Source organism: Mesorhizobium sp. WSM3859 (assembly GCF_002295065.1).
GTDB lineage: Bacteria > Pseudomonadota > Alphaproteobacteria > Rhizobiales > Rhizobiaceae > Mesorhizobium.
Map to the genome: position 1 here is coordinate 150,089 of NZ_NSGG01000010.1, position 24,755 is coordinate 174,843.

Here is a 24,755-nt window from a genome sequence, read left to right on the forward strand (position 1 = left end):
TTAGCAGCCTTCGCGGATAATTTTCTCCAGATCGATGTCGGCTCCGCTGCTTGCAATCAGTCGAGCATAGAAACTGGATGCGGGTTCGCGCCGTGCTTCCTGAATCTCATAGGACTCGAGCGCGCGTTCGATCACATCGGCTATGGAACGATTCTCGCGACGCGCAAGTCGATGAGCAAGGTTCCATGCTTTCGCGCTGCGGACTGAGAGTTTTGGTTCGGCCATTTCGAACTCCGCTTGCCGGAAATAGACACCGACAGAGCTTTGCCATCAAGATGGCAGGTGATGGCTAGCCGGCTACTTCAGCTCGATCTCGATAAAAGCGTATTCGCCGTCATTGGCGTTGATGACGTCGTGCTCCACGCCTTCCCTGCGGAAATAGGGCGCTCCCTTCTTCATTTCGGCGAAGGATTCGCCGTCCTTGGTCACCAGCCTCACCTTGCCGTCCATCAGCGGCACGACGACATAGTCATGGCCATGGCGGTGCCAGCCGGTGTTGGCGCCCGGCGCGAAGCGGTACTCGGTGACGATCACCCGCTCATTGTCGACATGGACTGTGGCCTTGGCTGTTCCGGTCATGGCGTTCTCCTTTTCCTGTAGAAGAGGAGATGGCGGGCGCGAAAGTCAGGGCCAGGGCGCCACGAGCGATGGCGCCAAAGAAAAGCCCGGCGCGATGGCCGGGCTTGATCTTGAACCTTTCGGACTGGCTTCAGGCGATGGCGCCATTGATCCAGTGCGACAGCGCGGTCTTCGGCGCGGCGCCCACCTTCATGTCGGCCACTTCGCCGCCCTTGAAGATCATCAGCGTCGGGATCGAGCGCACGCCAAACTGCGCGGCAAGCTCCGGATTCTCGTCAATGTTGAGCTTGGCGATCTTCACCTTCGGGCCGAGCTCCTTGGCGATCTCTTCCAGCGACGGGCCGATCATCTTGCACGGACCGCACCACTCCGCCCAGAAATCCACCACGACCGGCTCCTTGGCGTTGAGCACATCGGCCTGGAAATTGCCATTGTCGACCTTGACGGTGGCCATGCTGAAATCCTTTCAAAAACTCGGGTTGCACCAAATGTGGTGGTTGTGGCGGTGATGTTCAAGCAGTTCTTGTGTCACGCTGTCGTGAGTCGGGCAAGGGCAGCGTCCATAGTCGCGGCCGGCAGCTCGATCAGGCGCGGCGCCTCGGTGAACAGCAGCGCTGCCGTCACCTCGCGTCCCGGATAGAGCGGCTGGAGCAAGGCGCGGTAGAGCGCGAGCTGCAGCAGATAGGCAGGCGGCACTTCCGCCAGGTTTTTGGGGGCCGGCCGGTTGGTCTTGTAGTCGATGATCGAGACTGCTTGTGGCGTGACCGCCAGCCGGTCGATCTTGCCGGAGATCGAACGCAGCCTGCCCTTCACCTCGAGGCTGCCCATGATCGCGACTTCGGCGCGCGAGGACGGCGAGAAAAGCGGGCCGAAGCGGTTGTCGGACAGGATGGAGAGCACCGCCTCAAGCGCCTTGTCGCGCTCCTCGGCCGGCCAATCGGCGCCGGCGCGCGCCAGATAGCGCTCCGCGGCCTCCCGCCTTTGCGCCTCGGCGACGCCTGGCAGCATCTGCAGCAATTTGTGCAGGGCAAGGCCGCGTACGACGGCGAAGCCGGGCTCGGCAGCAGCGTCGAGCACCGGCGAGCGCGTATCGGGGGTGGCGTCTTTCGCTTCCTCGATCAGCGCCGAGGCGCCGGAAGGCGAAAGCGGCCGCGGCAGTTCCTCATAGGGCGGCAGCGGCCGGAACAGGCCGTCCGGCAATGGTGCGGTATGCTCGAACGGGCCTGCCTCGTCGACGCCGGTCGGCGCCACTGGCGGCAATCTGGTCATGTGGAAGCGATGCACCGTCACGTCGGCCGTCGCGGGATGCCGCCGTTCGGAACTCTCGGGGACACCCAGCAATGCCCGGCTGACGATCGAATGCCAGGTGCCGGGGCTGGGCTGCCGCTTGCCGTGATAGCCGCAGACGACCAGCCGGTCCTCGGCGCGTGTCATGCCGACATAGAGCAGCCGCCGGTATTCGTCGTCCGCCAGTGCGCGCGCCCGCACCGAGGCCGCCTTCGAGACGCCATTGGCGACGTCGCTGGCCGAGCGCCACAGATAGCCCTTGCCTTTCCACTGCGCCCCCGAGCTCTCGAACGGCATCAGCCGCGGCAGATGCTGGTCGCTGAACGGCGCCGAGCCGCCATCGACCAGGAAGACGATCGGTGCTTCGAGGCCCTTGGCGGCATGCACGGTCATGACCCGCACCTCGTTGCGCGTCTGGTCCATCTCGCGCTTGATCTCGGGGCCGGCATTTTCCAGCGTCGACAGGAAGGATTCCAGCCCCGGCAGTCCAGTGCGTTCTTCGGCCAGGCAAAAGCTCAGGAATTCGTCGAGGATGTCGCCGGCCTCGGGTCCCAGCCGCGCCGTCATCTTGCGGCGCAACCCGTCGCGCGCCAGGACCGCGGCATAGAATTCGAACACCGGCTTGAACGCCACTTCGGTCGCCCAGCCATCGAGCCGGCTAACGACAGCGGCGAGGGCCACATCTTCGGCCGCATGATGCCTGAGCGAGGCGATCAGCGACTGGCTCTTCGGCCGCTCGCCGGCAAGCGCCAGCAAGGTCTCTTCCGAAACCTCGAAGATCGGGCTGCGCAGCACCGCGGCCAAAGAAAGATCGTCCTCCGGCTGGATCAGGAAATGCCCGAGCGCGATCAGATCCTGCACGGCGATATGGCCGGGCAGGCTCAGCCTGTCGGCGCCTGCGACCGGGATCTGGCGGTTTTTCAGGCTGCGCGACAGCGCATGAACGAAGCGGTCGCGCTTGCGCACCAGGACCAGGATGTCGCCGGCAGTCAGTTTCCGGCCCTTACCCTCGATGATTTCGCCGTGCTTGAGCCAGGTCTGGATGGTCGTCGCCACATGCTCGGCGACGCGCACCGCGGGCGCGCTGGCATGGTTGACAGGCAAGGTCCAGTCGTCCGGCTCCTCGACCATTTCGGCGCCAATCGAGGGCCACACCTCGACATAGCCCGGCGCGTCGTTGCGGATCGCCTTATGGCTGAGCGGATCGGGATCGTGGCTGATGCCGCGCCTGACACCCGGTTCGGCAAAGACGCGGTCGACCGCGGCTAGCACGTCGTCGCTCGACCGGAACGACCAGGTGAGCTTGAGATTGGCGAAGGCGGCTTCGGCGTCGCGCACGCGCCCGGCAAACAACAGCCGGCTTTCGGCAAAGGAATCGGGCGCCGCGCCCTGGAAGGAGTAGATCGACTGCTTCTCGTCGCCGACGGCAAAGATCGTACGCGTGACCGCCTCGCGCTGGCCGAGCCCGGCAAAGAATTCTTCCGTCAGCTTCTTCACCACCTCCCACTGATCGGGGCTGGTGTCCTGCGCCTCGTCGAGCAGGATGTGGTCGATGCCCTGGTCGAGCTTGAACTGCACCCATGGTCCAGCATCGGGCCGCGACAAGAGGCTCACGGTGCGGGTGATGAGGTCGTTGAAGTCGAGGAAGCCCCGCCCGCGCTTCAACTGCTCGTAGCGCGCGATCAGCCAGCCGGCGACGGTCAGCGCCGCCGCTGTGCCTTCCAGCATGCGGAACAGCGCCAGCCGGTCGGTTACGTCGAGGATCGCCTTGGCCACAGCCAGATAGCGGTCCGGCAGATCCGGCAGCCGGTCGACCAGCGCCTTCTTGAAGATCTTGGGCGGGTCGTAGGGGTCGCCGTCGGCCTTCAGGAAGGCTTTTGCCAGCAGCCGCAGGCGTCGGATCGGGTCGGCTTCGGCGAAGGCGCCCCGCGCATAGGGGATGACATTGTTCATCACCTGCCGCGCGTCGGCTGCTTCGGCGGCCTGCGCGAATTCGGCGAACTGGCCGGGGTCGAAGCCGGGCAGCGGCCAGAGCGAAGCGGCGATGCCCCCGGCCGTCTGTCCGGGGCTAAAGCCGAACTCCGCGAACAACGGCCGGACGTCCCGATCCCTGCCGAGCTTGGCGATGAAACCGCGCAGCTCGTCGCGTTTGCCGACGATCTCGGCAAGCAGCGTATCGAGACCGAACTCGCCGCCGCGCTCCAGCACGGTGGCGAAGGCTTCCGCTAACCCTTCGACTCCGGCGCCCGCCCCCGAGATCATGTCGCGGCGGGCATCGGCGAACAGCGAGGCCTCCATCTGCGGATCGAGCATCTCGAAATGCGCCGGGATGTTGGCCTCGAGCGGGAACTGGTGCAGCACGGATTCGCAGAAGGCGTGGATGGTCTGGATCTTCAGCCCGCCCGGTGTCTCGAGCGCCTCGGCGAACAGGCGCCGCGCGCGCCGCATCATGTCACGGTCGGCGCCGCGGCCGTCCAGCGCCGCGATCCTGACCGCCAGCTCCGCATCGGGCAGCGCCGTCCATTCAGAGAGCGTCGAGAACACGCGGTTCGACATGTTGGCGGCGGCCGCGCGCGTGTAGGTCAGGCACAGGATCTTCGACGGATCGGTGCCGTTGAGCAGCAGCCGGATGACGCGCTGCGCCAGGACATGCGTCTTGCCCGAGCCGGCATTGGCCGACACCCAGGCGGAATAGGCGGGATCCGAGGCGCGCGCCTGGCTGGCGGCCGTATCGGAGGGGATCGGATATTTCATCCTTCCGCCTCGTCTTCGCTGGCGCCGCCGGCCGACCATTCGAGCACGCGCGCCAGATGATCGTAATCGCCGTCGGCTTCGCCCTCGCGGAAGGGCAGGGCGCGCGACAGATAGCCGGTGGTCGGGTCGGCGTAGTGGAAAAGCAGCCGCTCCAGCCGTGCCCAGGCTTCCTCGGACAGGTCGTTGGCGGTGCGGGGCTTGCGGTTGTATTCGAGGATCGATTCCTCGAACACCTCGCCATTCGGCTTCAGCCGCACGAAGGCAAGCTGCGAAGGCTCGCGGATGCCCAGGTCCCTGAATGCGCCACGCCTCAGCAGCGCGCCCTCCAGCGCAAGCTGCGGCGACAGCAGCGTGTGCGCCTGCGCTTTCGAGGGCGAGGAGCCGGTCTTGTAGTCGAGTATGTCGGCCATGCCGCCGGCAAGCAGGTCGACTCGGTCGGCATAGCCGGACAGCGTCACGCCGGTGCGGCCGACCACCGTCTTGTCGGCCCGTTCCTCAGCGTAGCGCCTCGTGACCGAATCGGCGCGGCCATGCTCCCATTCGATGATATTTTCGGCGAGCTTTTCGAAACGCGGCCACCAGATAGCTTCGATATCCGGCGGAAGCTTTGCCTCGGCAAAGCAGAGACGGCCGGCCTCGATGAGGCTCGCCAGCGCATTTGGCGCCCTTGGATCCTCCACCCGCCGCGAGAACAGATGCAGGATTTCGTGGAACAAAGTGCCGCGTTCGGCGGCGCCCGGATCGCGGATCAAAGGCTCGAGCGGCATCAGGCCGAGGATGCGCCGTGCATAGACCGCGTAGGGGTCGCGGCGCAGCATCTCGATCTCGGTGACCGAGAAATGCTGCGGGCGCATGCTGAGCGGCGGCTTGGGCTGCGGGCGGGCGGCAAAATCCTTCTTCTCGCCGGCATCGAGCGCGCGCGCCCAGGCAAGCAGCGCGTCGCCCCGCCCGCGCAGCGCCCCCGCCGGCTCCTTGCCGATGAAGGTTAGGATGCGCTGCAGCCAGCGCGACGGCACCGCCGGCGCGTCGCCCGACCGCGCCGACCGCGTCAGCACCACTTCCGCCGCGCCCATCGCCATCTGGAAATCATGCGCGGCAAGGCCGATGCGCCGCTCCGGCGGCTCGAGGTCGATGCCGGTCTTCATTAGCCGCGACATGAAGCGATCGCTCTCGGGCTTGCGCGGCCAAACCCCTTCATTGAGCCCGCCGATGACCAGCGTGTCGACATTCTGCAATCGGGCTTCCAGAGCGCCCCAGATGGCGATGTTGCGGTCGGTGCCTTGCGCCGGCTTCACCGTCTCCGGCGCGATCAGAGCTTCCATCACGTCGGGCCATTCCGAAGCGGCAAAGGTGAAGGGCGAGGATGCCGCCACCAGTCCGCGCAACAGCTCGGCGAGTTTTTCGCCCGCGTCGCCGATATAGAGGTCGGCGAGGCTGCCATCGGCGGCGCGGCCGAGATCCTCTAGCGCGACGACACTGGCGCGTGTCAGCGTCGCGATGTCGGCGTTTCTCTCATCGCGCATCGCGGTGAGCGGCAGCAGCGCCTTGGTAAGGCGGCTAAGCATGGCGTGCGCCTGCTCGATACCGCGCACGGTCAGGCGTGAAAACCAGAAGGGTTGGCGGGTGTCGCCGCTCAGTTCAGCGAGCCGCGTCTCGAAAAGCGCGCCGAGCGATGCGACATCCGGGCGGCCCGTGCCTCCTCGTAGAGCGACCAGCTCGATCAGCTCGGCGGCCTTGCGCACGCTCTGGCGTTCGAGGCTGAGCCCGAGCAGCGGATGCTTGAGCAGGGCGAGCAGGCCGACTGGATCGCCGGGCCGGAAAGCAGCGCTCAACGCGAGCCTGAGCAGGCTGGCGGCCCGCGTGTTGATGAGCGGCGCGCCGCCGGAATCGTCGGCGACGACGCCGAAGCGCAGCAGCTCCGCCGAAACCCGCCGCGCCAGCGCGCGGTCGCCGGTGACCAGTGCCGCGCGCTTACCCGGTGACTCGACGGCGCGCTTCAGCGCGATGGCGATTGCCGCGGCTTCGTCGCGTTCGTTCGGCGCTTCCACCAACGTCACGCCGGCAAGCGCCTGTTCGATGTCATATGACATGAAGCGCGGGCGCGTCTCGGTCCAGTATTCGGTGGTTTCGGCCGGCCGCAGCGCTTCGCCGACAAGCGCCGCGCGGAGCGCCAGCGGCGGCGGCGCGGCGACGACATCCTCGACATCGCGGCGCGGAATGCCGATGCCGCCGATCAGCTTGGCGAGGCCATATTGCGGATGGCCGAGCGTTGCCGGACGCGCGCCGGGCGCCGTGATCGCCGCGAAGGATGCGTCGTCCAGTTCGCGGTCGAGCCCGGGCAACACGACCGCGCCGTTGGGCAGTCCGGCGATCACGCCAAGCAATTCGGCGGTAGCGGGAATGGAGCCAGTTGAACCGGCGGCGATCACCGGCCCGGTCGGCCGATTGCGCTTCAGCCGCGCCGCTTCGAGCCGGATCAGCGCGCTGCGATGCGCGGCCGGATTGGAGCGGTTTCGTTCCTTGAGCAATTCCGGCCAGTTGTCGGTGACGATGCCGAGGAAATCGAGCGTCACCTGCCACCATCCGGCAAGGTTGCCGGTGACCAGCGTCGCAAGCTTCGCCCAATCCGTGCCTTCGGTCTCGATCTCGTCCATCAGCCGGGCGAGGTCGCGCGCCAGCCAGATGGCGTCGGCGGCCGAGGTCGGCACGACGAATTCCTCGTTGAACCGCTCTCTGACATGCGCCGGCAGGCTTTCCTTCCAGGCGCGCACTAACGGCGCCAGCAACAACAGCCGCTCCTGCGCCGCGATCGGCGGCGCGAGGTCTATCGCCGGCGCCGCCTCGGCGTCGAAGGCCGCCTCGTCCTCGTCAAATTCGCCGAGCGGCCGCACCGTCGGCAGGATGGCCGAGCGTTGACCGAGCATGTCGACGAAGGCTCCGCGCAGTGCTCGCGCCGCACGCCGCGTCGGCACATAGATGGTGGCGTCGGCGAGCGCCAATGGCTCGCCGTCAAAACGGAAGCTGGGAATCAGCCGCCCATCGAGCAACGCCTCCGCCAGCGTCGGCAGAAACGGCGCTCCGGATGGGATGGAAAGGACGCGGCGCGCGCCGCTCATACCGCATTAGATCGCCGTGCGTCCGTTTGGGCGCACAAAGGACGATCTAACCCTTTGACTCTACGCATCGTGCTTTCCGAAAATCGAAGCCGATTTTCGGGCCGATGCGGATGCGAGCGCGCCGGCCACGGCTGCTTCAGCCGCCGGAATGGCGTCGGGCGTGCCGACGGTGATCCAGCGTCCGTGCATCTTCATGCCGAACAGGCGGCCGGCGGCGATAGCCTTGTCGAAATAGACATTGAGCGAATGGGAGCCGGCGGGCGCATCCTCGAAGATGCGCGGATGGATGATGGCGGCGCCGGCATAGATCAGGCCGGTCGGATCACCCTTCGAGCGCCGTAGAGATCCATCGGCGGCAACCAGGAAATCGGTGCCGACGCAGTGCCCGGTCGCTGAGTCGAGATCGGTAAGCATCAGCAGAATATCCATTCTGGCGGCGTCCCATGCAAGGGCAAGGCGCTCGAGGCTGGGCTGGCCGCTGTCGATCCAGAACGTATCGGCGTTGATGATGTAGAAGGGCTCGCTGCCCAGAAGCGGCAGCGCCTTGACGATGCCGCCCGCCGATTCCAGCAGCGCCTCGCGCTCGTCGGAGATGACGATCTTCGGCGCTCTGCGTCCGGCGACATGGGCGACGATCTGCTCGGGCAGATAGTGCACATTGACGACGGCCTTGGCGATGCCGGCGGCTTCCAGGCTGTCCAGCCCCCAGTCGAGCAAGGACTTGCCGGCGATCTTCACCAGCGGCTTCGGCATCGTGTCGGTGATCGGTCGCATGCGCTTGCCGAGTCCGGCCGCCAGCACCATAGCGGTCTTCGGCGTCATGGCTGGGGGCTTCATGGGACCCGTTCCTCGAGCAGGCCGTGGGCCATGTAGAATTCCTTCAGGCTGGCAAGCGCCGGATGCGCCAGCGCCCGCCTCAGATAGTCGCGGATGCGCGGCAGGTGTTTCAGATAGTAAGGCTTGCCGTCGCGCTTTTCGAGCCGCACGAAGATGCCGAGGATCTTCGAATTACGCTGCGCCGCCATGATTGCATAGGCCTCGGCGAAAGCAGCCTCGTCGAAGGCGCCGGCGGCATGCCGCTCAGCGACATAGGCGGCCACCGTCCGCCGCTCGATCTCCGGCGAGACGGTGACGCGCGCATCCATGGCCAAGGAGGCGACGTCATAGGCCGCCGGCCCGATCAGCGCGTCCTGCACGTCGACGATGCCGAGCCGGTCGAGGCCGGACCGCTCCGCGCGCCAAATGATGTTGGGCGAATGGAAATCGCGCAGCATCAGCGTGTATTCGCTGCCCGCGAGGCGGTCGAGCACCGCGTTCCATTCCTTGTGATAGCCGGCCCGCAAGGCGTCGCTCGGCGGTTCGCCGGTAATCCACGGCACATACCAGTCGACCAGAAGATCGGCCTCGATCAGCATGGCGTCCCGATCGAAAGGCGGCACGTCGTGAAACACGCCGGGCGCCGCTTCCATGCGCGTGGGCCAGGCCTTGCCATGCATCATGGCCAGCAGCTCGGCCGCCGCTTCATAGCGTTCGGCGATGGGCTGGCCGTCGCTGCTCAAGAAACCTTCCGAACCGAGATGCTCGAGGAGCAGAAAACCCTGGTCGAGGTCCTGGGCATGGATCACCGGCACGCTGACGCCAGCGGCGAGCAGCGCCTTGTCTATGGCGACGAAGGCAGCGACGGATTGCGCCGTGTGGGCGATCACCGCATAGGGCTTGCCGTCGCGCACCGGCGGGCCGAGCACCAGGCGTGGCGAGTTCATCAGCACGCGCGGCGCCTGGCCAGGCAATGAGACGATCTCGTAGGAGCGGGCGGAAGCGTCGCCGACGAAATGGCGTCGGCTGGCTTCACCCCAACCGGCCGACGCCAGGAAATCGCGCATCGCCAGCGATCGTGCCGCGCGATCATAGGCCGGTCCCTGTCCGGACAATCTCGCCACGCGGCCTTCGCCATGTTCGGCGAGATCGACCCACAGCGCATTCGCGGGCAATCGATCCCCGGCCCGTTCCGGCCACTCGATCAGCGCCGCGCCTTGGCTGAGCGCATCGTCGAGGCCGAGCTCGTCGAGCTCGTCCGGCGCGGAAAGGCGGTAGAGATCGAAATGATGCACTGGAACGCGCGTCTCGTAGCTCTGCACCAGCGTGAAGGTCGGGCTCGGCACTTCGAGACCGCTATCATCGGCGAGCGCCCGGATCAGCGCGCGGGCCAGCGTCGACTTGCCGGCGCCGAGATCGCCTTTGAGCGCGATCGCGTCGCCGGCGCGCAATGCCATGGCGAGGTCCTCGCCAAGCCTTGCCGTTGCCGCCTCGTCGGCGAGAAAACGCTCCAGCACCATCCCTTCCATATAGGCTGCGCTACTCGGCCGCGTCGCGGATGCCCGCGGGCGTATCCGGGATTCCGGAAGGCTTGTCCGGGAAGGTGCAGATCACCGTGGTGCCCCTGTCCTGGCCGGTCTCGATGCGCACGGTTCCGCCATGCAGTTCGACGAAGCTCTTGACGATCGAGAGCCCGAGCCCCGCGCCACGCCGCCGCCCGCCATTGGCGCGCGGCTCGAAGCGGCGGAAGACCGACTCCAGCACGTCCGGCGGCATGCCGGGGCCGTCATCATGCACCGAGAACTCGACGCCGTCGGCCAGCCGCCGGCAGGTCAGCCGGATCGTGCTTGCCTCCGGTGCGTAGTTCGCCGCGTTGCTGAGCAGGTTGTAGAGGATCTGGCGGATGCGGGTCTCGTCGCCGTGGAAGCTCGCCGGCGCCTCCGTCGCGTCGATCGCGAGCTTGATCCGGTGCTCGTCCAGCCGGTCGGCGACCAGTTCGGCCGCCGCGGCGATCGTCCGGTCGATGTTCATCTCGGAAATGTCGAGCTGCATGATGCCGGCGTCTACGGTGGCCAGGTCGAGAATGTCGTTGACGATGGTGAGCAGCACCGATGACGACGAGCCGACATACTCGACATATTCGCGCTGCTTCGGCGTCAACGGCCCGGTGCCGGGCAGCGACAGCAACTCGGTGAAGCCGATGATGTTGGTCAGCGGCGAGCGCAGCTCATAGGACACGTGCTGCACGAATTCGTTTTTCAGCTGGTCGGATTTCTCCAGCGCTTCGTTCCTGTCCTTCAGCGCCCGCTCGACATTGACGGTGTCGGTGACGTCGACGAAGGTGATCATCACCTGGCCGTTGGGCAGGTGGATCACCGCGTAGCTCAGCACGTTGCCGTCGACGAGTTCGATCTGGCCGCGGCGGTCGCGGCGCTCGTCGTCGAAGCCGGTGACCGCGGCGACGAAGCCGCCCCACGGGCTGTTCGCGGCGCGCTGGTCGCACAGGTCGCGGATCGCCGAGACATGGACATTCGGCTTGACCGCTTCCGCCATCAGCCCCCACAGCGCCACGAAGGCCGGGTTGGACAGGCGCAGCCGCCCGTCCGGACCGAACACGACGACGCCTTCGGCGAGGTTGTCCAGCGTCTCGCCCTGCACCCGCACGGCGGTCTGGTAGCGGCTTTCGAGGTCCATCTTCTCGGTCAGGTTCTCGAACACCCAGGTGACGCCGCCCTTCGGCTGCGGGTTCGCCACCACGCGGATCGTCTTGCCGTCCGGCAGGTGCCACCAGTGCTCCTGCGACTCGACGGCGCGATAGGCGCTGAGCAGGTTTTCCTTCCAGCGCCGCCATTCCGGCTGCTCGGCGATCCTGCCTTCCGAGCGCAGCCGGTCGAGCAGCAGCGTGTTGGAAGGCGCGCTGAGCAGGAAGCCCGAATCGAGCCCCCAGAGTTTTTGGAAGGCCTGGTTGAAGAAGCGCAGCTTCTCGTCGGTGTCGAAGATCGCCACCGCGGTGTTCAGCTGGTCGAGCGTGTCGGCATGGCTGCGCACGGTCCGCTCATATTCGGCGCGGATCGTTTCGGCCGCGCTTGTGTCGCAGGCAAGCCCCGCCGAGCCGTCGGCGCCGGCAAAGTCGGTGACCGCGAACATGCGGCGGTCGCCCTCGATCACGGTGGAAAGCGTCTGTTCGAAGACGGGGCGCGTCTTGTGCTGCTCGGCGATCTGCTCGCGCGCCTGGCCGCCGAGGAACTCCTTGGCTTCGCGCACGGCGGCGGCCGGACTTTCGGCCTCCACCGCCTCGGCATAGGCGCGGTTGACCCATTGCAATCGGCCGTCCGCCGCGCGCAGCCATGCCGGCATCTTCAGCGCGTCGAGCAGACCGACCATGGTGTCGTAATCGGCGCTGAGCCGCTGGTTCTCGATCTTCAGCCTGGCCTGGCTGCGCAGCGTCTCCGACAGCGAGACGAAGCGCACCAGCACATGCGCCGCGCTCTTGCGGCCATGCACTTCCAGCGGCACGCCGGCCTGCGTCTCTATGACCAGATCGAAGGCCTTCGCCTGCTCGCGCAGCGCGGCGACCGCGTGCTCCAACGCCGCCGCCGAGCGCGGCATCAGCCAGCGGCCGAAGGCGAGGAAGGCGGACCTGTCCTCGGGCGCGCCGCTTTCCAAAGGAAGGCTGCCGATGAGCTCGGGTTTCTTGTTGTCCGTGGCCCAGACGATCAGCCGCTGATCGCGCAGGTTGAGCAGCGCCTCGGAGCGCTGCAGCGCCGCGTTGACGTCCGCGATGCGGGTCCTGAGCTGGGCATTCTGCGCGGCGGTGCGCGCGCGCTCGCGGATCAGGAAGATGGCCGAGACAAGTGCCGCGCCCATGACGCCGACGAACATGGCGAGCTGCATGACCTCGACGGTGCTGACCGGCGCCGCGGTTTTTGCCGGAAGGCTTGTGTTGGCGCGCGCGGCAACCGCGAGCAGCGGACTGGCAAGCGCCGAGGTGGCAAGAAGCAGGGCCGGCCGCAGGCGGGCGCGAAATCCGCCGCCGTTCACCGCGCGGCCGGCTTCGTTCGAATCCTTATGGCCGCCGGAAACGGCCTTTCCCGCGCTTGGCGGGTAATCCCCCGGCATGTCTTGGTCCTCTTCGCCGCTTGAATGCAAGACCGCCCTGAATGCGTCCCCGGCCCAACATGTCCCCGGACCGCGAATCACAACAATAACGCCTGCCGGAATCGGCGTGAAGAATCATTGGCGCAAAAAATAAAGCCGGGCGGAAAGTCAACCACCCGGCTTCAATATCTGGTAGATAATTTCGCTTTGGTTAATAGCGGTAGTGTTCCGGCTTATACGGGCCCTGCGGGGTCACGCCGATATAGGCAGCCTGTTCGCCGGAGAGCTCGGTCAGCTTGGCGCCGAGCTTGTCGAGATGCAGCCGCGCCACCTTCTCGTCGAGATGCTTGGGCAGCACATAGACCTGGTTCTGGTACTGGCCGTGCTTGGTGAAAAGCTCGATCTGCGCCAGCACCTGGTTGGTGAACGAGGCCGACATCACGAAGCTCGGGTGCCCGGTGGCGTTGCCGAGGTTGAGCAGGCGTCCTTCGGAGAGAAGGATCATCCGCTTGCCGTCCGGGAAGGTGATCAGGTCGACCTGCGGCTTGACGTTGGTCCATTTCAAATTGCGCAGCGCCGCCACCTGGATCTCGTTGTCGAAGTGGCCGATATTGCCGACGATCACCATGTCCTTCATCGCGCGCATGTGGTCGAGCGTGACGACATCCTTGTTGCCGGTGGTGGTGATGACGATGTCGGCGGTGGGGGCGGCGTCTTCCAGCGTCACTACCTCATAGCCGTCCATCGCTGCCTGCAGCGCGCAGATCGGGTCGACCTCGGTGACCTTGACGCGGGCGCCGGCGCCGCGCAGCGAGGCGGACGAGCCCTTGCCGACGTCGCCATAGCCGCAAACCACCGCGACCTTGCCGGCCATCATCGTGTCGGTGCCGCGGCGGATGCCGTCGACCAGCGATTCCTTGCAGCCATATTTGTTGTCGAACTTCGACTTGGTGACGGAGTCGTTGACGTTGATCGCCGGGAAGGGCAGCAGGCCCTTCTTCTGCAGCTGATAGAGACGGTTGACGCCCGTGGTGGTCTCCTCGGTGACGCCACGGATCGCTTCCCGCTGCTTGGTGAAGAAGCCGGGCGAAGCCTTCAGGCGCTTCTTGATCTGCGCGAACAGGATCTCTTCCTCCTCGCTGCCGGGATTGGACAGCACGTCCTCGCCAGCCTCGGCGCGCGCGCCGAGCAGGATGTACATGGTGGCGTCGCCGCCGTCGTCCAGGATCATGTTGGAGGTGCCGCCATCGGTCCACTGGAAGATGCGGTCGGTGAAGTCCCAGTAATCCTGGAGCGACTCGCCCTTGACGGCGAACACCGGAATGCCGGCCTCGGCGATTGCCGCGGCGGCGTGGTCCTGCGTGGAGAAGATGTTGCACGAGGCCCAGCGGATGTCGGCGCCCAGCGCCTTCAGCGTCTCGATCAGAACCGCGGTCTGGATGGTCATGTGCAGCGAGCCGGTGATGCGCGCGCCCTTCAGCGGCTGCTTGGCGCCGAACTCCTCGCGGCAGGCCATCAGGCCCGGCATTTCGGTTTCGGCGATCTCGATCTCCTTGCGGCCCCAGCCGGCAAGCGAGATGTCGGCGACCACATAGTCCTTGCTACCCGTCATGGCAGTGCTCCGGTGTGATTTTTCTCAAAGGCGCGCCGGCGCCGGGAGACGCGTGGGAGGGCGCGGTTGCCGGCCTGACTAGCAGATCGGTCGCCATCCGACAATGGGACATAAAGAAATCTTTATGCGCGCATGTCTTGGACGCGCGGAATGTGAGGCCGGGGACTAGATTTCCTCGCCGAAGCGCGAGGCGACCAGCTGCTCCAGCGCGTCCATGGCAGGCACGGCTTCCGGGCCGCTGGCGATGACGCGGATCGAATAGCCCGGGCTCGCCGCCAGCATCATCAGGCCCATGATCGAGGTGCCGCCCACCTTCACGCCGTCCTTCTCGACATGGATGGTGGCATTGAAGCCGCTGGCGACCTGGACGAATTTCGCCGAAGCGCGCGCATGCAGGCCGCGCTGATTGATGATCGGGAACTCCCGCACAACCTCGTCCGTCTGCGGCGCCGATGCGTTCATTTGCTGCTCAGGAGCTGGCTGGCGACGTTGATGTATTTGCGGCCCGCGGCTTGCGCTTCGTCGAGCGCGGCGGCCATGTTGTCGCCCTTGCGGATCGAGGAGAGCTTGATCAGCATCGGCAGGTTCATGCCGGCGATGACTTCGGTGCGGCCGGATTCCATCACCGAGATGGCCAGGTTGGACGGCGTGCCGCCGAACATGTCGGTGAGCACGATGACGCCGGCGCCCGTATCGACGCGCGCCACCGCATCGACAATGTCGGCCCGGCGCTGCTCCATGTCGTCGTCGGCGCCGATGGCCACGGTCTCGAAATTGTCCTGCGGCCCGACGACATGTTCTACGGCATGCCGGAACTCGGTGGCGAGTTGACCGTGCGTCACGAGCACGAGTCCGATCATTCTCTGGTGGCTCCCGTCATCGCCGCTTCACAGGCGTATATTATGTTCGCCAGCCATTCCAGGCGGCGGGAGCGCTATCTTGTCGACGCGCGGCCGGTTGACAAGCCCAAAATTGCGGCGGCTTGGGCCATTTTGACGCATCGCAGCAAAAAACCCGGGCCGGATCATGAAAAAGGCGGGATCGGCAGCCGCGCCATCAACATCGGCAGCGCGGCGGTGACATTTTGTCGGGCGATGTCGATGCGGGGCAGCCGGCAACCCTCGATCGTCTCGGTGGCTTCGTCCTGCAGCCGCGCCATAGCGGTCGGCTCGACCAGCCGAACGACAAGGTCGATCACGGCGGCCGGCTCGAAGGCCAACGGCCGCGGCCCGATGCCGTGCACCTCGCAAAGGCCGGCGATGGTTGGCGGCACGCGGCACACCAGCCGGCCGCCACGCGCGGTGGCGAACAGCTGGTCGTCGCCGACCAGACGGGAAAACATTCCGCTGGCGCGGCAATGATCGATCAGCGCAAGCGCCAGCGTCGTCTTGCCGGTGCCCGACGGCCCGGTGATCAGCACGCCGCGCTCGCCGATCAGGAGGGCCGTCCCATGGATGTTCCGAGGCTTCGCAGCAGTGTCTGGCATGTTCGGCCTGGCGTCAGCCTTCCGCCGGCAGCGTCACCACGAAGCGCGCGCCCTTGATCTCGCCGGGCTTGGTGCCGGGGATGTTCTCGGCCGTCAGCGTACCGCCATGCGCCTCGACGATCTGGCGGCTGATCGACAGCCCGAGGCCGGAGTTCTGGCCGAACGCCTCGCCGGCCGGCCGGTCTGTGTAGAAGCGCTCGAAGATGCGGTCGATGTTCTCGGCCCGGATACCCGGGCCGTTGTCGTCGACGGTGACAATGTTGAACTTGCCGGCGCGCGCCAATGAGATCGCTATGTGGCCGTGCTCGTCGGGCACGAAGGAGCGTGCGTTCTCGATCAGGTTGGTGATGACCTGGCCGATCCTCAGATCATGGCCGACGACGAAATAGCCCTTGGCGCCGGCCGGCAGCTTGGCGACCTTGAGCTCGATCTCGACGGCCTTCTTGTTGCGCGTGGTCTCGCGCGAGACCGCGACCAGATCGGTGATGAACTTCTTCAGGTCCACGGTTCCGGCGTCCTCACGCGCGAGCTCCGCATCGAGACGGGAGGCGTCGGAGATGTCGGTGATCAGCCGGTCGAGCCGCTTCACGTCGTGCTGGATTATCTCCATCAGACGCGCGCGAGACGTGTCGTTCTTCGCCAAGGGCAGTGTCTCGACGGCGCTGCGCAGCGATGTCAGCGGGTTCTTCAATTCGTGCGAGACGTCGGCGGCAAAGCTTTCGATCGCCTCGATGCGCGCGTAAAGCGCATTCGTCATGTCGCGCACGGCGATGGACAAATTGCCGATCTCGTCCTGCCGGTCGGAAAAGTCCGGAATTTCCTCGCGGTTCTTGACACCGCGCCGCACCCTGACGGCCGCGGCCGAAAGCCGCCGCAGCGGGTTGGCAATGGTCGACGCCAGAAGCATCGACAGGATCGCGGTGACCAGCGCCGCGACACCGAACACGCGCAGGATCGCCTTGCGCTCCGCCGCGACGATCTTGTCTATGTCGCCGCCCTCGGTGGACAGCATCAAGACGCCCAGCACGGCGCGAAAACGCTGGATCGGCACCGCGACGGAGACGATCTGCTCGCCCTGCTCGCTCACCCGCACGATGGTAGAAGGGCTGCCGGTCAGCGCCTTGACCACCTCCGGAAAGGCCGCGCCATTGCCGCCGGGCTGCTCGTGATAGACAGGCAGGTCCTTGTTGCGGAAGAAGTCGAAGATGAACTTCTCGACCCGCTCCACGAGGCCGGGCTGTTCGTCGTCGACGGGCGGCAGGTCGTAGCGCAGGATCTGGCCGCGCGAATAAAGATGCCGGGAATCGAGCAGGAGGTTCGCGTCGCGGTCATAGATGCGGGCGCGGGTGCGCGTCGGCGAAATCAGTCGTCTCAGCACCGGCGCGACGCGCTCGGGGTTGATCGGGAAGTCCAGATTGTCGAGCTGGTCCGATCCCGGCCCCAGGCTCTCGCCGGCCTGCAGCTCGAGCAGCTTTTCCGGGTCGATGCTGATCGAATCGGTTTCCACCGTCGCCGAGGCGGCGATCGCGCCGGCGATGATTTCGCCCTGCGTCATCAGGCTCTCGACGCGGGCGTCGATCAGGCCGTCGCGGAAGGTGTTGAGGTAGAGGATGCCGGTGACCAGCACGGCAAGGCCGGCCAGGTTGAGGAACAGGATGCGCCGCGTCAGGCTGGAGAAGATGTGATGGCCGAGAAACCGGCGCATCGGCACCGTGATTCTCGACACGAAGGCGGGCACGATCCGCGGCGGACGCCTAGCCGCGCCCGCCCGTCTGCCTCGCTCTACTTCCACTGCCATCGAATAGCAGGCCCTGGTTAATTAGTGAGTGGTGAGTAGGCAGTAGGGAATAGAGAAGTGGCTGGCCGGGACCGCGGCTGCCGTAACCGGCCGCTCGCACTATTCAAGACTGACTACCGACTATTCCCTACTGCCTACTCACTACTGCCTATTCATGCCTCGCGGAACCGGTACCCGACTCCGTAAAGGGTTTCGATCATCTCGAAGTCGTCGTCGACGGCCTTGAACTTCTTGCGCAGCCGCTTGATGTGGCTGTCGATGGTGCGGTCGTCGACATAGACCTGCTCATCATAGGCCGAATCCATCAGCGCATCACGGCTTTTCACCACGCCGGGGCGCTGCGCCAGCGAATGCAGGATGAGGAATTCGGTCACCGTCAGCGTCACCGGCTCGCCCTTCCAGGTGCAGGTATGGCGTTCCTGGTCCATTACCAGCTGGCCGCGTTCGAGCGAGCGGGCCTGCTGGGCGGGCGCCTTGGCCGCCGCCTCGCGGGCACTGGTCCGGCGCAGCACCGCCCGCACGCGCTCGACCAGGAGCCGCTGCGAGAAGGGTTTGCGGATGAAGTCGTCGGCGCCCATCTTGAGGCCGAACAATTCGTCGATCTCGTCGTCCTTCGACGTCAGGAAGATGACCGGCAGGTCGGATTTCTGCCGCATGCGGCGCAACAGTTCCATGCCGTCCATGCGCGGCATCTTGATGTCGAGGATGGCGAGGTTCGGCGGCCGCGCCGCCAGGCCCTCCAGCGCCGACGCTCCGTCGGTGTAGGTTTCGACCCGATAGCCCTCGGACTCGAGCGCGATCGACACCGAGGTCAGAATGTTGCGGTCGTCGTCGACAAGCGCGATTGTTGCCATTTCAAGCGGCTCCCTCATGAGCTGTCCCTTCTGTCGTCGAGAAGGGGCTTTTGCAGGACAAATTGGGTACAAAATGTGGCACGGGCCCTGTCCGAAGTCACGGGCGGCCTGCCGCTACACACCATCGCACCTATATCGGGATTGGACGATTGAAGTCTGCCAATCCTTTGTGCAACCTCCGTGATTTTTTGCACATATAAACGATTTAAACAACTTTCAAATTTTTTAAATCGATTAATGATTTGATATCATTCGGCTTTTCTGGTTCTGAACCTGACAGCCCCGGCGCGGGCTGCGGGAAATCACCCGTCACATGCGGCCAAATCCAGAGAGGAAATTTGATGTCGGAAGCCGGCAAACGCAACCCCGACTGCGCTATTGACGCGATCGGTCTGAAGACCACGGGCGTGGTGCGCTACAATTTCGGCGCGGCCGAACTCTACGAGGAAGCGATCCGGCGCTGCGAGGCAAGGCTGACCGCGCAGGGCGCGCTGGTCGCCGAGACCGGCCAGCACACCGGGCGTTCGCCGAAGGACAAATTCGTTGTCCGCGACGAGGCGACTGAACCGCATATCTGGTGGGACAACAACAAGGCGATCTCGCCCGCCCAGTTCGAGGCGCTGTTTGCCGATTTCCGTGCCCATGCGGCGGACAAGGATCTCTATGTCCAGGACCTGGTTGGCGGCGCAGACGCCGACCTCAAGCTGCCGACCCGGGTCATCACCGAATACGCCTGGCACTCGCTTTTCATCCGCAACCTGCTGATCCGCCCGCAAGCCGCCGAAGTCGAGCGCTTCCTCCCCGACATGACGATCATCGACCTGCCGTCCTTTCGCGCCGATCCGGCGCGTCATGGCACCCGCGCCGAAACGGTGATCGCGGTCGATCTGATCCGCAAGATCGTGCTGATCGGCGGCACGTCCTATGCCGGCGAGATGAAGAAGTCGGTGTTCACCATGCTGAACTACCTGCTGCCGGAAAAGAGCGTGATGCCCATGCACTGCTCCGCCAATGAAGGCCCGGCCGGCGACGCGGCCGTCTTCTTCGGCCTGTCCGGCACCGGCAAGACGACCCTTTCCGCGGATCCGTCGCGCACGCTAATCGGCGACGACGAGCATGGCTGGGGTCCGCACGGCATCTTCAATTTCGAGGGCGGCTGCTACGCCAAGACCATCAGGCTGTCGGCCGAGGCCGAGCCGGAAATCTTCGCCACCACGCAGCGCTTCGGCACGGTGCTGGAGAATGTCGTGCTCGATGCCGGCCGCGTGCCGGATTTCAACGATGGCAGCCTCACTGAGAACACGCGCTGCGCCTATCCGCTGGACTTCATCCCCAACGCCTCGAAGACCGGCCGCGCCGGCCATCCGAAGAACATCATCATGCTGACCGCCGACGCTTTCGGCGTGATGCCGCCGATCGCGAAATTGACCCCGGCGCAGGCGATGTATCACTTCCTTTCCGGTTACACCGCCAAGGTCGCCGGCACGGAAAAGGGCGTCACTGAGCCGGAAGCGACCTTCTCGACCTGCTTCGGCGCGCCCTTCATGCCGCGCCATCCCTCGGAATACGGCAATCTGCTGCGCGAGCTGATCGCCGAGCACAAGGTCGATTGCTGGCTGGTCAACACCGGCTGGACCGGCGGCGCCTACGGCACCGGCCGTCGCATGCCGATCAAGGTGACGCGCGCTCTTCTGGGCGCCGCGCTCGACGGTTCCTTGAAGTCGGCCGAGTTCCGCACGGACGCCAATTTCGGCTTCGAGGTGCCGGTGGCGGTTCCGGGCGTCGACGGCGCCATCCTCGACCCGCGCTCGACCTGGGCCGACAAGGCGGCTTATGACCGCCAGGCGGCAAAGCTGGTCGGCATGTTCGCGGTCAATTTCGAGAAGTTCGAGAAGCATGTCGATGCAACGGTCATGGGCGCGGCTCCTCGCCTGCAGGAAGCGGCCGAATAATCGCAGGCATCTTTCTTCCCAGGGCTCGGCTTGCGCCGGGCCTTTTCTTTTTGCGGCCGTCGCGTCATGAGTGCGTGCATGGCGAGCGACGACGACATCATTATCTCAGGCGAAGCGGTTATCCGTCCGGGCGACCTGCACGAGGATTTCATCCGATCCTCCGGTCCGGGCGGCCAGAACGTCAACAAGGTGGCCACCGCCGTGCAGTTGCGCTTCGACGCGGCGAACGCTTCGGGCCTTAGCGAGCGGGTCCGCGCCCGCGCGATCAAGCTTGCCGGCCAGCGCGCCACCAAGGACGGCGTCATCGTCATCGAGGCCGGCCGGTTCCGCACCCAGGAGCAGAACCGCGCCGACGCGCGGGCGCGCCTGACCGCGCTGGTCGCCAAGGCGGCCGAGCCGCCACCGCCACCGCGCAAGAAGACCAGGCCGTCCAAAGGCGCCGTGGAGCGCCGCCTCAAGAGCAAGGCAGGCCGGTCGACGGTGAAGAAGCTGCGGGGTCGGGTCGACAGCGACTGAGAACAGCATGCCGGAAGCGAGCGGCCGTTTTCGGGTCGCGGAACTGTTCCTTCGGTGGCATGCTCTCGGGCCAATTGATCGGATCGATCCATGCTCGTTCTGCCCAAAGGCGTCCGCCATATGCCGGGCTACATTGCTCGCCCCGCCCAGGAAGCGCTGGTCGAGGAAATAAGGCGCGTCGTGCAGGCGGCGCCCCTCTACGTGGCCGCCATGCCGCGCACCGGCAAGGAGATGAGCGTGCGCATGACCAATTGCGGCGCGCTCGGCTGGGTGACCGACAAGGAGCGCGGCTATCGCTACCAGCCGACGCATCCGGTGACGGGCGAGCCTTGGCCGCCGATCCCCGAGGCGCTACTGCAATTGTGGCGCGAGGTCGCGGCCTACCCGCATCCGCCCGAGGCCTGCCTTGTCAACTTCTATGCGGCGGATGCCAAAATGGGCCTGCACCAGGACCGCGACGAGCAGGATTTTGACGCACCCGTTGTGTCGGTCTCGCTGGGCGACGACTGCCTGTTCCGGGTCGGCCAGAGCACGCGGGAAGGCGGCACCAAATCGTTCAGGCTGAAGAGCGGCGACGTTGTCGTGCTCGGCGGAGAGGGGCGCCTCGCCTTCCATGGCGTCGACCGCATCTATCCCGCGACATCGGCCCTCCTGAAGAATGGCGGCCGCATCAATCTGACTCTGCGGCGGGTCACGATGCCGGCGGAGGCTGTTCAGCCTGCCGAGGGCCGATCGGGCCTTGCATAGTCGTTGCGCAGATAGATACGCAGGCGGCCTCGTTCGAAGAGCACGCGATAGCCGGCCAGGAAGCGATCGAAGCCGAAACGCTCGATCAACCGGTGTGTCCAGGGGCCGTCGTCCTTCTTGAAGATGATGAGATCCGGACGGAGGCGGTCGAACGCCTGGCGCTTTTCTTCGGCGTAGCGCGTCATGATCGCCTCGTAACGCGCCGCGCTGGCAGTGTCGCCGCTGCGGGTGGCTTGCACGTAGAGCGTCGTTGCATCTTGCCCGACCCAATCGTTGGCTCCGGCTGAAACATATCGCCCCCCGATCATGCGGCTCAGCGGATGTGCCGTATCCAGATCCGGACTGATGGTGGCGACGGTTGGTTCGAACACAGCCGCGCGAATGGTGTTCACCAATGCGCTGTCCGGCTTTTGCGTGACCCAGTTCAAGACAAACGCGGTCATGATCGCAAGCGACAGCAGTGCCGGCGGCGGATACGCCAGATAGGAGAGCAGTCCCGCCGATTGGCGTTTCATCCGTGGCAGGGCAAGCAGGCAGAGATTGGCCGCGACAGCCAGCGAAAGCGCGGGATAAGCGTGATAGGGCCAGCCCTTGGCTTGATAGAAGAGCGGCACCAGGGCCGCCGCCGATGCCGCCAGCGTTACGGCGGCCAGTTCCGGGAACCGGCCGACCGGCCAGCACCACAACGCGAGGAACCCCATGAAAAGCCAGGCGCAGCCGTAATAGGCCATGACATGCGCGGAGACGCTGCTTTTCGCGTAAAGCTCCACCAGCAGCGGGTAAACGTCGCGCAGGAATTCCGGATAGACGAGGAGGACGGCGACCAGATAGGCGACGCAAATGCCGCCGATGACCCAGTGCTCCAGCGCGAAGATCGGTTTCAGGCTGCGCCGATGCGCAGCGACAACCAAGGCCGAGGCCAGCACCATCACCGCATAGTAGGGCTTGACCAGCAGCAAGACGCTTCCGCAAAGGCCGGCAGAAGCCGCTATGGCGGCGCCCGGCTTGGCCTCGGCGTCCTTGCGCGCCCGCCAGGCATGAAGCGCCAGCAAAGGCATGAAAAGCGCGACGCCGAGGTGCTCGCGCTGGCTGAAGACGTTGCCGGGGAAGATCACCAGCACTGCGTAAAAGGCCGGTCCGAGAGCGGACAGGCTGGCCCTCTCGGGAAATCCCGCTCGTCTGACGATCGCGCCGGAAAACCAGACACCGGTCAGCGCAATGAGGTAAGTCCAGGCTTGGATAAGCATTTCCGGCGCCAGGCCGAGGATCCTGGCTATGGCCACCGGCGGCAGATAGAGCCATACGCTGAAGGGAGGATTGACCTCGCGCACCTGCGTATAGAGCCGCTCGCCCGAAAGCACGCGCTCGCAGATGATGATCAGCCAACTCGTGTCGGGGATCGTTCCCCAGCGCACCTGCCATAGGACAGCGATGGCCAGGAGAATGACAAAAGTGGCGACAGACCCGACATGGTGCGTTCGCGCGGACAGGAGGGAGACCCCCGCCATGGCATCGTCCGGCGTTGCAGTCGCGACCTGTTCCGACATGCTCATGGGCTGGCCGCCACGAAAACGAATTTCCGAAGCAACACGAAATTCAGCGCCGGCACCAGGATCGAGGACAGCGCCACCGGTACCGAGGGCGAAAGCCCGGCAACATCGGTGAGTACTGCGGCGAGCGCCAGCGAGAACAGGAACCCGATGGCGGTGGCCACGGCGAAGCGCGGGATCTCGAAGCCGACCGCGCCATCCGACATGAATGTCACGAAACGATGCCCGCAATAGGAAAACACGGCGCCGGCGCCGTAGCCCGCCATCGAGGCAATCGTCACCGGTATGCCGAGGCTGTGTCGGTCCGAAAGCGCCAGCGTGAGCACCGCATAGATCAATGTCGACACGCCGCCGATCGCAGCGAATCGCAGGATGCGGGCGGACTCCGAATGGCCCATGGCCCAGGCGATGAACCAACCACCCGCGAACGGCATATCGTCGGCCCTGTCAAGGATCGCTTCGGGGTCGGTCGCAGGTTGCCGCACGGTCAGCCGAACCGGCGTTCGAGCGACGCGGGCTGCCTGCCCGTCGTTGCGTCGGAGCGGCTCATCGCGGCGATCGCTTCCTCAAAACCGGTCAGCCGCTCGACCACATAGAGCGGCCGCCGTTTCACCTCCGCGTGGATGCCTCCGACATAGAGGCCGATCACGCCGGTCATGAACAGGTTGATGCCCGACAGGAAGGAGATGATGACTACCGTCGACGTCCAGCCGTGGACGGTGCCGCTGACGAACAGCCAGGAGAACAAGGCGTAGCAGCCGAGCAAGGCAGCGGCGCCGGAAACGGCGATGCCGCCCCACAGGGCCAGCCGCAGCGGCTTGTCGGAGAAGCTGACGATGCCGTGCACCGCCAGCCGCACCATCTTCCAGAACGGGTATTTGGTTTCGCCGGCCGCCCGCACCGGCCGCTCGAACGCCACCTCGGCCTGCTTGAAGCCCATCCAGCCGAACATGCCGCGCACGAAACGGTCCCGCTCCGGCATGCGCTTGAAGGTTTCCAACGCCTTGCGCCCGACGAGGCGGAAGTCGCCGACGTCGCGCGGGATGGTGACGGAGGTCATCTGCTCCAGCACGCGATAGAACAGGCTGGCGGTCAGCCGTTTGAGCAGCGTCTCGCCCTCGCGCTTGATGCGGCGGGCATAGACGATCTCGTAGCCTTCCTTCCATTTGGCGATGAGATCGAGCACCACTTCAGGCGGATCCTGGAGGTCGGCGTCCATGACGATGACGGCATCGCCCGCGGCCGCGTCCATGCCGGCGGTGATCGCGATCTGGTGGCCGAAATTGCGTGACAGTTCGATCAGTTTGAAGCGTGGTTCCTCGGCGGCCATGCCGCGCAGGAAGATGACGCTGGTGTCCCGGCTGCCGTCGTCGACGAAAATGGCTTCGGCGCTCGCATCCAGCGTATCGAGCAGGTTTGTGACCCGGCGCACCAGCAGCGGCAGCACCGCCTCTTCATTGAAGATCGGAATGACGAGTGAATAGACCGGGGCCTTGCGGCTCTCGGCATTGCCCGCATTGATCACCGATGCCTCCCGAGCACCCGCTGGAGTTGGGAGTGAAAGCTAATGGGATTTGCCTAAGGTGCCGT

At 65.6% G+C, this 24,755-nt stretch carries 20 protein-coding genes; 3 read left to right on the plus strand and 17 right to left on the minus strand.

From position 1 onward, the window contains the following. From CK230_RS21315 to CK230_RS21380, 14 genes are all read right to left on the minus strand, one after another. Positions 1 to 225 (minus strand): plasmid stabilization protein, encoded by a 225-nt coding sequence (locus CK230_RS21315; RefSeq protein ID WP_095819106.1) that lies wholly within the window; start codon positions 223 to 225, stop codon positions 1 to 3. A gap of 72 nt (positions 226 to 297) precedes the next feature. Then, the gene (locus CK230_RS21320; protein ID WP_095819107.1) at positions 298 to 579 is read right to left on the minus strand and encodes a cupin domain-containing protein; all 282 of its coding nucleotides are present in this window, start codon (positions 577 to 579) and stop codon (positions 298 to 300) included. A gap of 130 nt (positions 580 to 709) precedes the next feature. Next, entirely contained in the window at positions 710 to 1,033 is a 324-nt protein-coding gene (gene trxA / locus CK230_RS21325) for a thioredoxin (RefSeq protein ID WP_095819108.1), read from the minus strand. Positions 1,034 to 1,107: 74 nt separating this feature from the next. Then, positions 1,108 to 4,620: a double-strand break repair helicase AddA gene (gene addA, locus CK230_RS21330; protein WP_095819109.1), complete on the minus strand. Its 3,513-nt coding sequence runs from the start codon at positions 4,618 to 4,620 to the stop codon at positions 1,108 to 1,110. After that, positions 4,617 to 7,736 carry a double-strand break repair protein AddB gene (gene addB / locus CK230_RS21335; protein ID WP_095819110.1) on the minus strand — a complete coding sequence of 1,040 codons (3,120 nt, stop codon included), beginning with the start codon at positions 7,734 to 7,736 and terminating at the stop codon, positions 4,617 to 4,619. The genes addA and addB overlap by 4 nt, the downstream gene beginning before the upstream one ends. Before the next feature lie 60 nt (positions 7,737 to 7,796). Beyond that, the gene (locus CK230_RS21340; protein WP_095819184.1) at positions 7,797 to 8,558 is read right to left on the minus strand and encodes a nucleotidyltransferase family protein; all 762 of its coding nucleotides are present in this window, start codon (positions 8,556 to 8,558) and stop codon (positions 7,797 to 7,799) included. Positions 8,559 to 8,569: 11 nt separating this feature from the next. Next, positions 8,570 to 10,081 (minus strand): tRNA (adenosine(37)-N6)-threonylcarbamoyltransferase complex ATPase subunit type 1 TsaE, encoded by a 1,512-nt coding sequence (gene tsaE / locus CK230_RS21345; RefSeq protein ID WP_095819111.1) that lies wholly within the window; start codon positions 10,079 to 10,081, stop codon positions 8,570 to 8,572. A gap of 10 nt (positions 10,082 to 10,091) precedes the next feature. After that, the gene (locus tag CK230_RS21350; RefSeq protein WP_095819185.1) at positions 10,092 to 12,671 is read right to left on the minus strand and encodes a PAS domain-containing sensor histidine kinase; all 2,580 of its coding nucleotides are present in this window, start codon (positions 12,669 to 12,671) and stop codon (positions 10,092 to 10,094) included. A gap of 190 nt (positions 12,672 to 12,861) precedes the next feature. Further along, entirely contained in the window at positions 12,862 to 14,262 is a 1,401-nt protein-coding gene (gene ahcY, locus CK230_RS21355) for an adenosylhomocysteinase (protein WP_095819112.1), read from the minus strand. Between the two features lie 165 nt (positions 14,263 to 14,427). Beyond that, positions 14,428 to 14,724 carry an HPr family phosphocarrier protein gene (locus tag CK230_RS21360; protein ID WP_095819113.1) on the minus strand — a complete coding sequence of 99 codons (297 nt, stop codon included), beginning with the start codon at positions 14,722 to 14,724 and terminating at the stop codon, positions 14,428 to 14,430. After that, positions 14,721 to 15,122 (minus strand): PTS sugar transporter subunit IIA, encoded by a 402-nt coding sequence (locus CK230_RS21365; protein ID WP_027166957.1) that lies wholly within the window; start codon positions 15,120 to 15,122, stop codon positions 14,721 to 14,723. Before CK230_RS21365 ends, CK230_RS21360 begins: the two co-directional genes overlap by 4 nt. A 164-nt stretch (positions 15,123 to 15,286) precedes the next feature. Further along, positions 15,287 to 15,748 (minus strand): serine kinase, encoded by a 462-nt coding sequence (locus tag CK230_RS21370; protein WP_095819114.1) that lies wholly within the window; start codon positions 15,746 to 15,748, stop codon positions 15,287 to 15,289. A gap of 13 nt (positions 15,749 to 15,761) precedes the next feature. Then, positions 15,762 to 17,546, minus strand: coding sequence for a sensor histidine kinase (locus tag CK230_RS21375; protein ID WP_095819115.1), 1,785 nt, complete (start codon positions 17,544 to 17,546; stop codon positions 15,762 to 15,764). Between the two features lie 152 nt (positions 17,547 to 17,698). Then, entirely contained in the window at positions 17,699 to 18,400 is a 702-nt protein-coding gene (locus CK230_RS21380; RefSeq protein WP_095819116.1) for a response regulator transcription factor, read from the minus strand. A 341-nt stretch (positions 18,401 to 18,741) separates the two neighbouring features. On the opposite strand from CK230_RS21380, the gene CK230_RS21385 reads away from it, so the two are divergent. From CK230_RS21385 to CK230_RS21395, 3 genes are all read left to right on the plus strand, one after another. After that, positions 18,742 to 20,352, plus strand: a complete 1,611-nt coding sequence (locus CK230_RS21385; protein ID WP_095819117.1) for a phosphoenolpyruvate carboxykinase — start codon at positions 18,742 to 18,744, stop codon at positions 20,350 to 20,352. 78 nt (positions 20,353 to 20,430) lie between these two features. Continuing rightward, positions 20,431 to 20,868, plus strand: a complete 438-nt coding sequence (gene arfB / locus CK230_RS21390) for an alternative ribosome rescue aminoacyl-tRNA hydrolase ArfB (protein WP_095819118.1) — start codon at positions 20,431 to 20,433, stop codon at positions 20,866 to 20,868. Positions 20,869 to 20,958: 90 nt separating this feature from the next. Next, positions 20,959 to 21,615 (plus strand): alpha-ketoglutarate-dependent dioxygenase AlkB, encoded by a 657-nt coding sequence (locus tag CK230_RS21395; protein ID WP_095819119.1) that lies wholly within the window; start codon positions 20,959 to 20,961, stop codon positions 21,613 to 21,615. Here the strand turns inward: CK230_RS21395 and CK230_RS21400 are convergent. Genes CK230_RS21400 through CK230_RS21410 form a run of 3 tightly spaced genes read right to left on the minus strand, consistent with a single transcriptional unit; the run spans position 21,582 to position 24,690 of the window. After that, a complete protein-coding gene (locus CK230_RS21400; protein ID WP_141246069.1) occupies positions 21,582 to 23,168 on the minus strand; it encodes a hypothetical protein in 1,587 nt (528 codons plus the stop codon). The genes CK230_RS21395 and CK230_RS21400 overlap by 34 nt on opposite strands. Beyond that, a complete protein-coding gene (locus tag CK230_RS21405) occupies positions 23,165 to 23,650 on the minus strand; it encodes a GtrA family protein (protein WP_095819121.1) in 486 nt (161 codons plus the stop codon). The genes CK230_RS21400 and CK230_RS21405 overlap by 4 nt, the downstream gene beginning before the upstream one ends. A gap of 2 nt (positions 23,651 to 23,652) precedes the next feature. Continuing rightward, positions 23,653 to 24,690, minus strand: coding sequence for a glycosyltransferase family 2 protein (locus CK230_RS21410; protein WP_095819122.1), 1,038 nt, complete (start codon positions 24,688 to 24,690; stop codon positions 23,653 to 23,655). Positions 24,691 to 24,755 lie beyond the last annotated feature (65 nt).

Excerpts from the sequence above, each read along its gene's own strand:
- CK230_RS21315 (WP_095819106.1), bottom strand. The coding sequence starts at position 225 with ATGGCCGAACCAAAACTCTCAGTCCGCAGCGCGAAAGCATGGAACCTT.
- CK230_RS21320 (WP_095819107.1), bottom strand. The coding sequence starts at position 579 with ATGACCGGAACAGCCAAGGCCACAGTCCATGTCGACAATGAGCGGGTG.
- trxA (WP_095819108.1), bottom strand. The coding sequence starts at position 1,033 with ATGGCCACCGTCAAGGTCGACAATGGCAATTTCCAGGCCGATGTGCTC.
- addA (WP_095819109.1), bottom strand. The coding sequence starts at position 4,620 with ATGAAATATCCGATCCCCTCCGATACGGCCGCCAGCCAGGCGCGCGCC.
- addB (WP_095819110.1), bottom strand. The coding sequence starts at position 7,736 with ATGAGCGGCGCGCGCCGCGTCCTTTCCATCCCATCCGGAGCGCCGTTT.
- CK230_RS21340 (WP_095819184.1), bottom strand. The coding sequence starts at position 8,558 with ATGACGCCGAAGACCGCTATGGTGCTGGCGGCCGGACTCGGCAAGCGC.
- tsaE (WP_095819111.1), bottom strand. The coding sequence starts at position 10,081 with ATGGAAGGGATGGTGCTGGAGCGTTTTCTCGCCGACGAGGCGGCAACG.
- CK230_RS21350 (WP_095819185.1), bottom strand. The coding sequence starts at position 12,671 with ATGCCGGGGGATTACCCGCCAAGCGCGGGAAAGGCCGTTTCCGGCGGC.
- ahcY (WP_095819112.1), bottom strand. The coding sequence starts at position 14,262 with ATGACGGGTAGCAAGGACTATGTGGTCGCCGACATCTCGCTTGCCGGC.
- CK230_RS21360 (WP_095819113.1), bottom strand. The coding sequence starts at position 14,724 with ATGAACGCATCGGCGCCGCAGACGGACGAGGTTGTGCGGGAGTTCCCG.
- CK230_RS21365 (WP_027166957.1), bottom strand. The coding sequence starts at position 15,122 with ATGATCGGACTCGTGCTCGTGACGCACGGTCAACTCGCCACCGAGTTC.
- CK230_RS21370 (WP_095819114.1), bottom strand. The coding sequence starts at position 15,748 with ATGCCAGACACTGCTGCGAAGCCTCGGAACATCCATGGGACGGCCCTC.
- CK230_RS21375 (WP_095819115.1), bottom strand. The coding sequence starts at position 17,546 with ATGGCAGTGGAAGTAGAGCGAGGCAGACGGGCGGGCGCGGCTAGGCGT.
- CK230_RS21380 (WP_095819116.1), bottom strand. The coding sequence starts at position 18,400 with ATGGCAACAATCGCGCTTGTCGACGACGACCGCAACATTCTGACCTCG.
- CK230_RS21385 (WP_095819117.1), top strand. The coding sequence starts at position 18,742 with ATGTCGGAAGCCGGCAAACGCAACCCCGACTGCGCTATTGACGCGATC.
- arfB (WP_095819118.1), top strand. The coding sequence starts at position 20,431 with ATGGCGAGCGACGACGACATCATTATCTCAGGCGAAGCGGTTATCCGT.
- CK230_RS21395 (WP_095819119.1), top strand. The coding sequence starts at position 20,959 with ATGCTCGTTCTGCCCAAAGGCGTCCGCCATATGCCGGGCTACATTGCT.
- CK230_RS21400 (WP_141246069.1), bottom strand. The coding sequence starts at position 23,168 with ATGAGCATGTCGGAACAGGTCGCGACTGCAACGCCGGACGATGCCATG.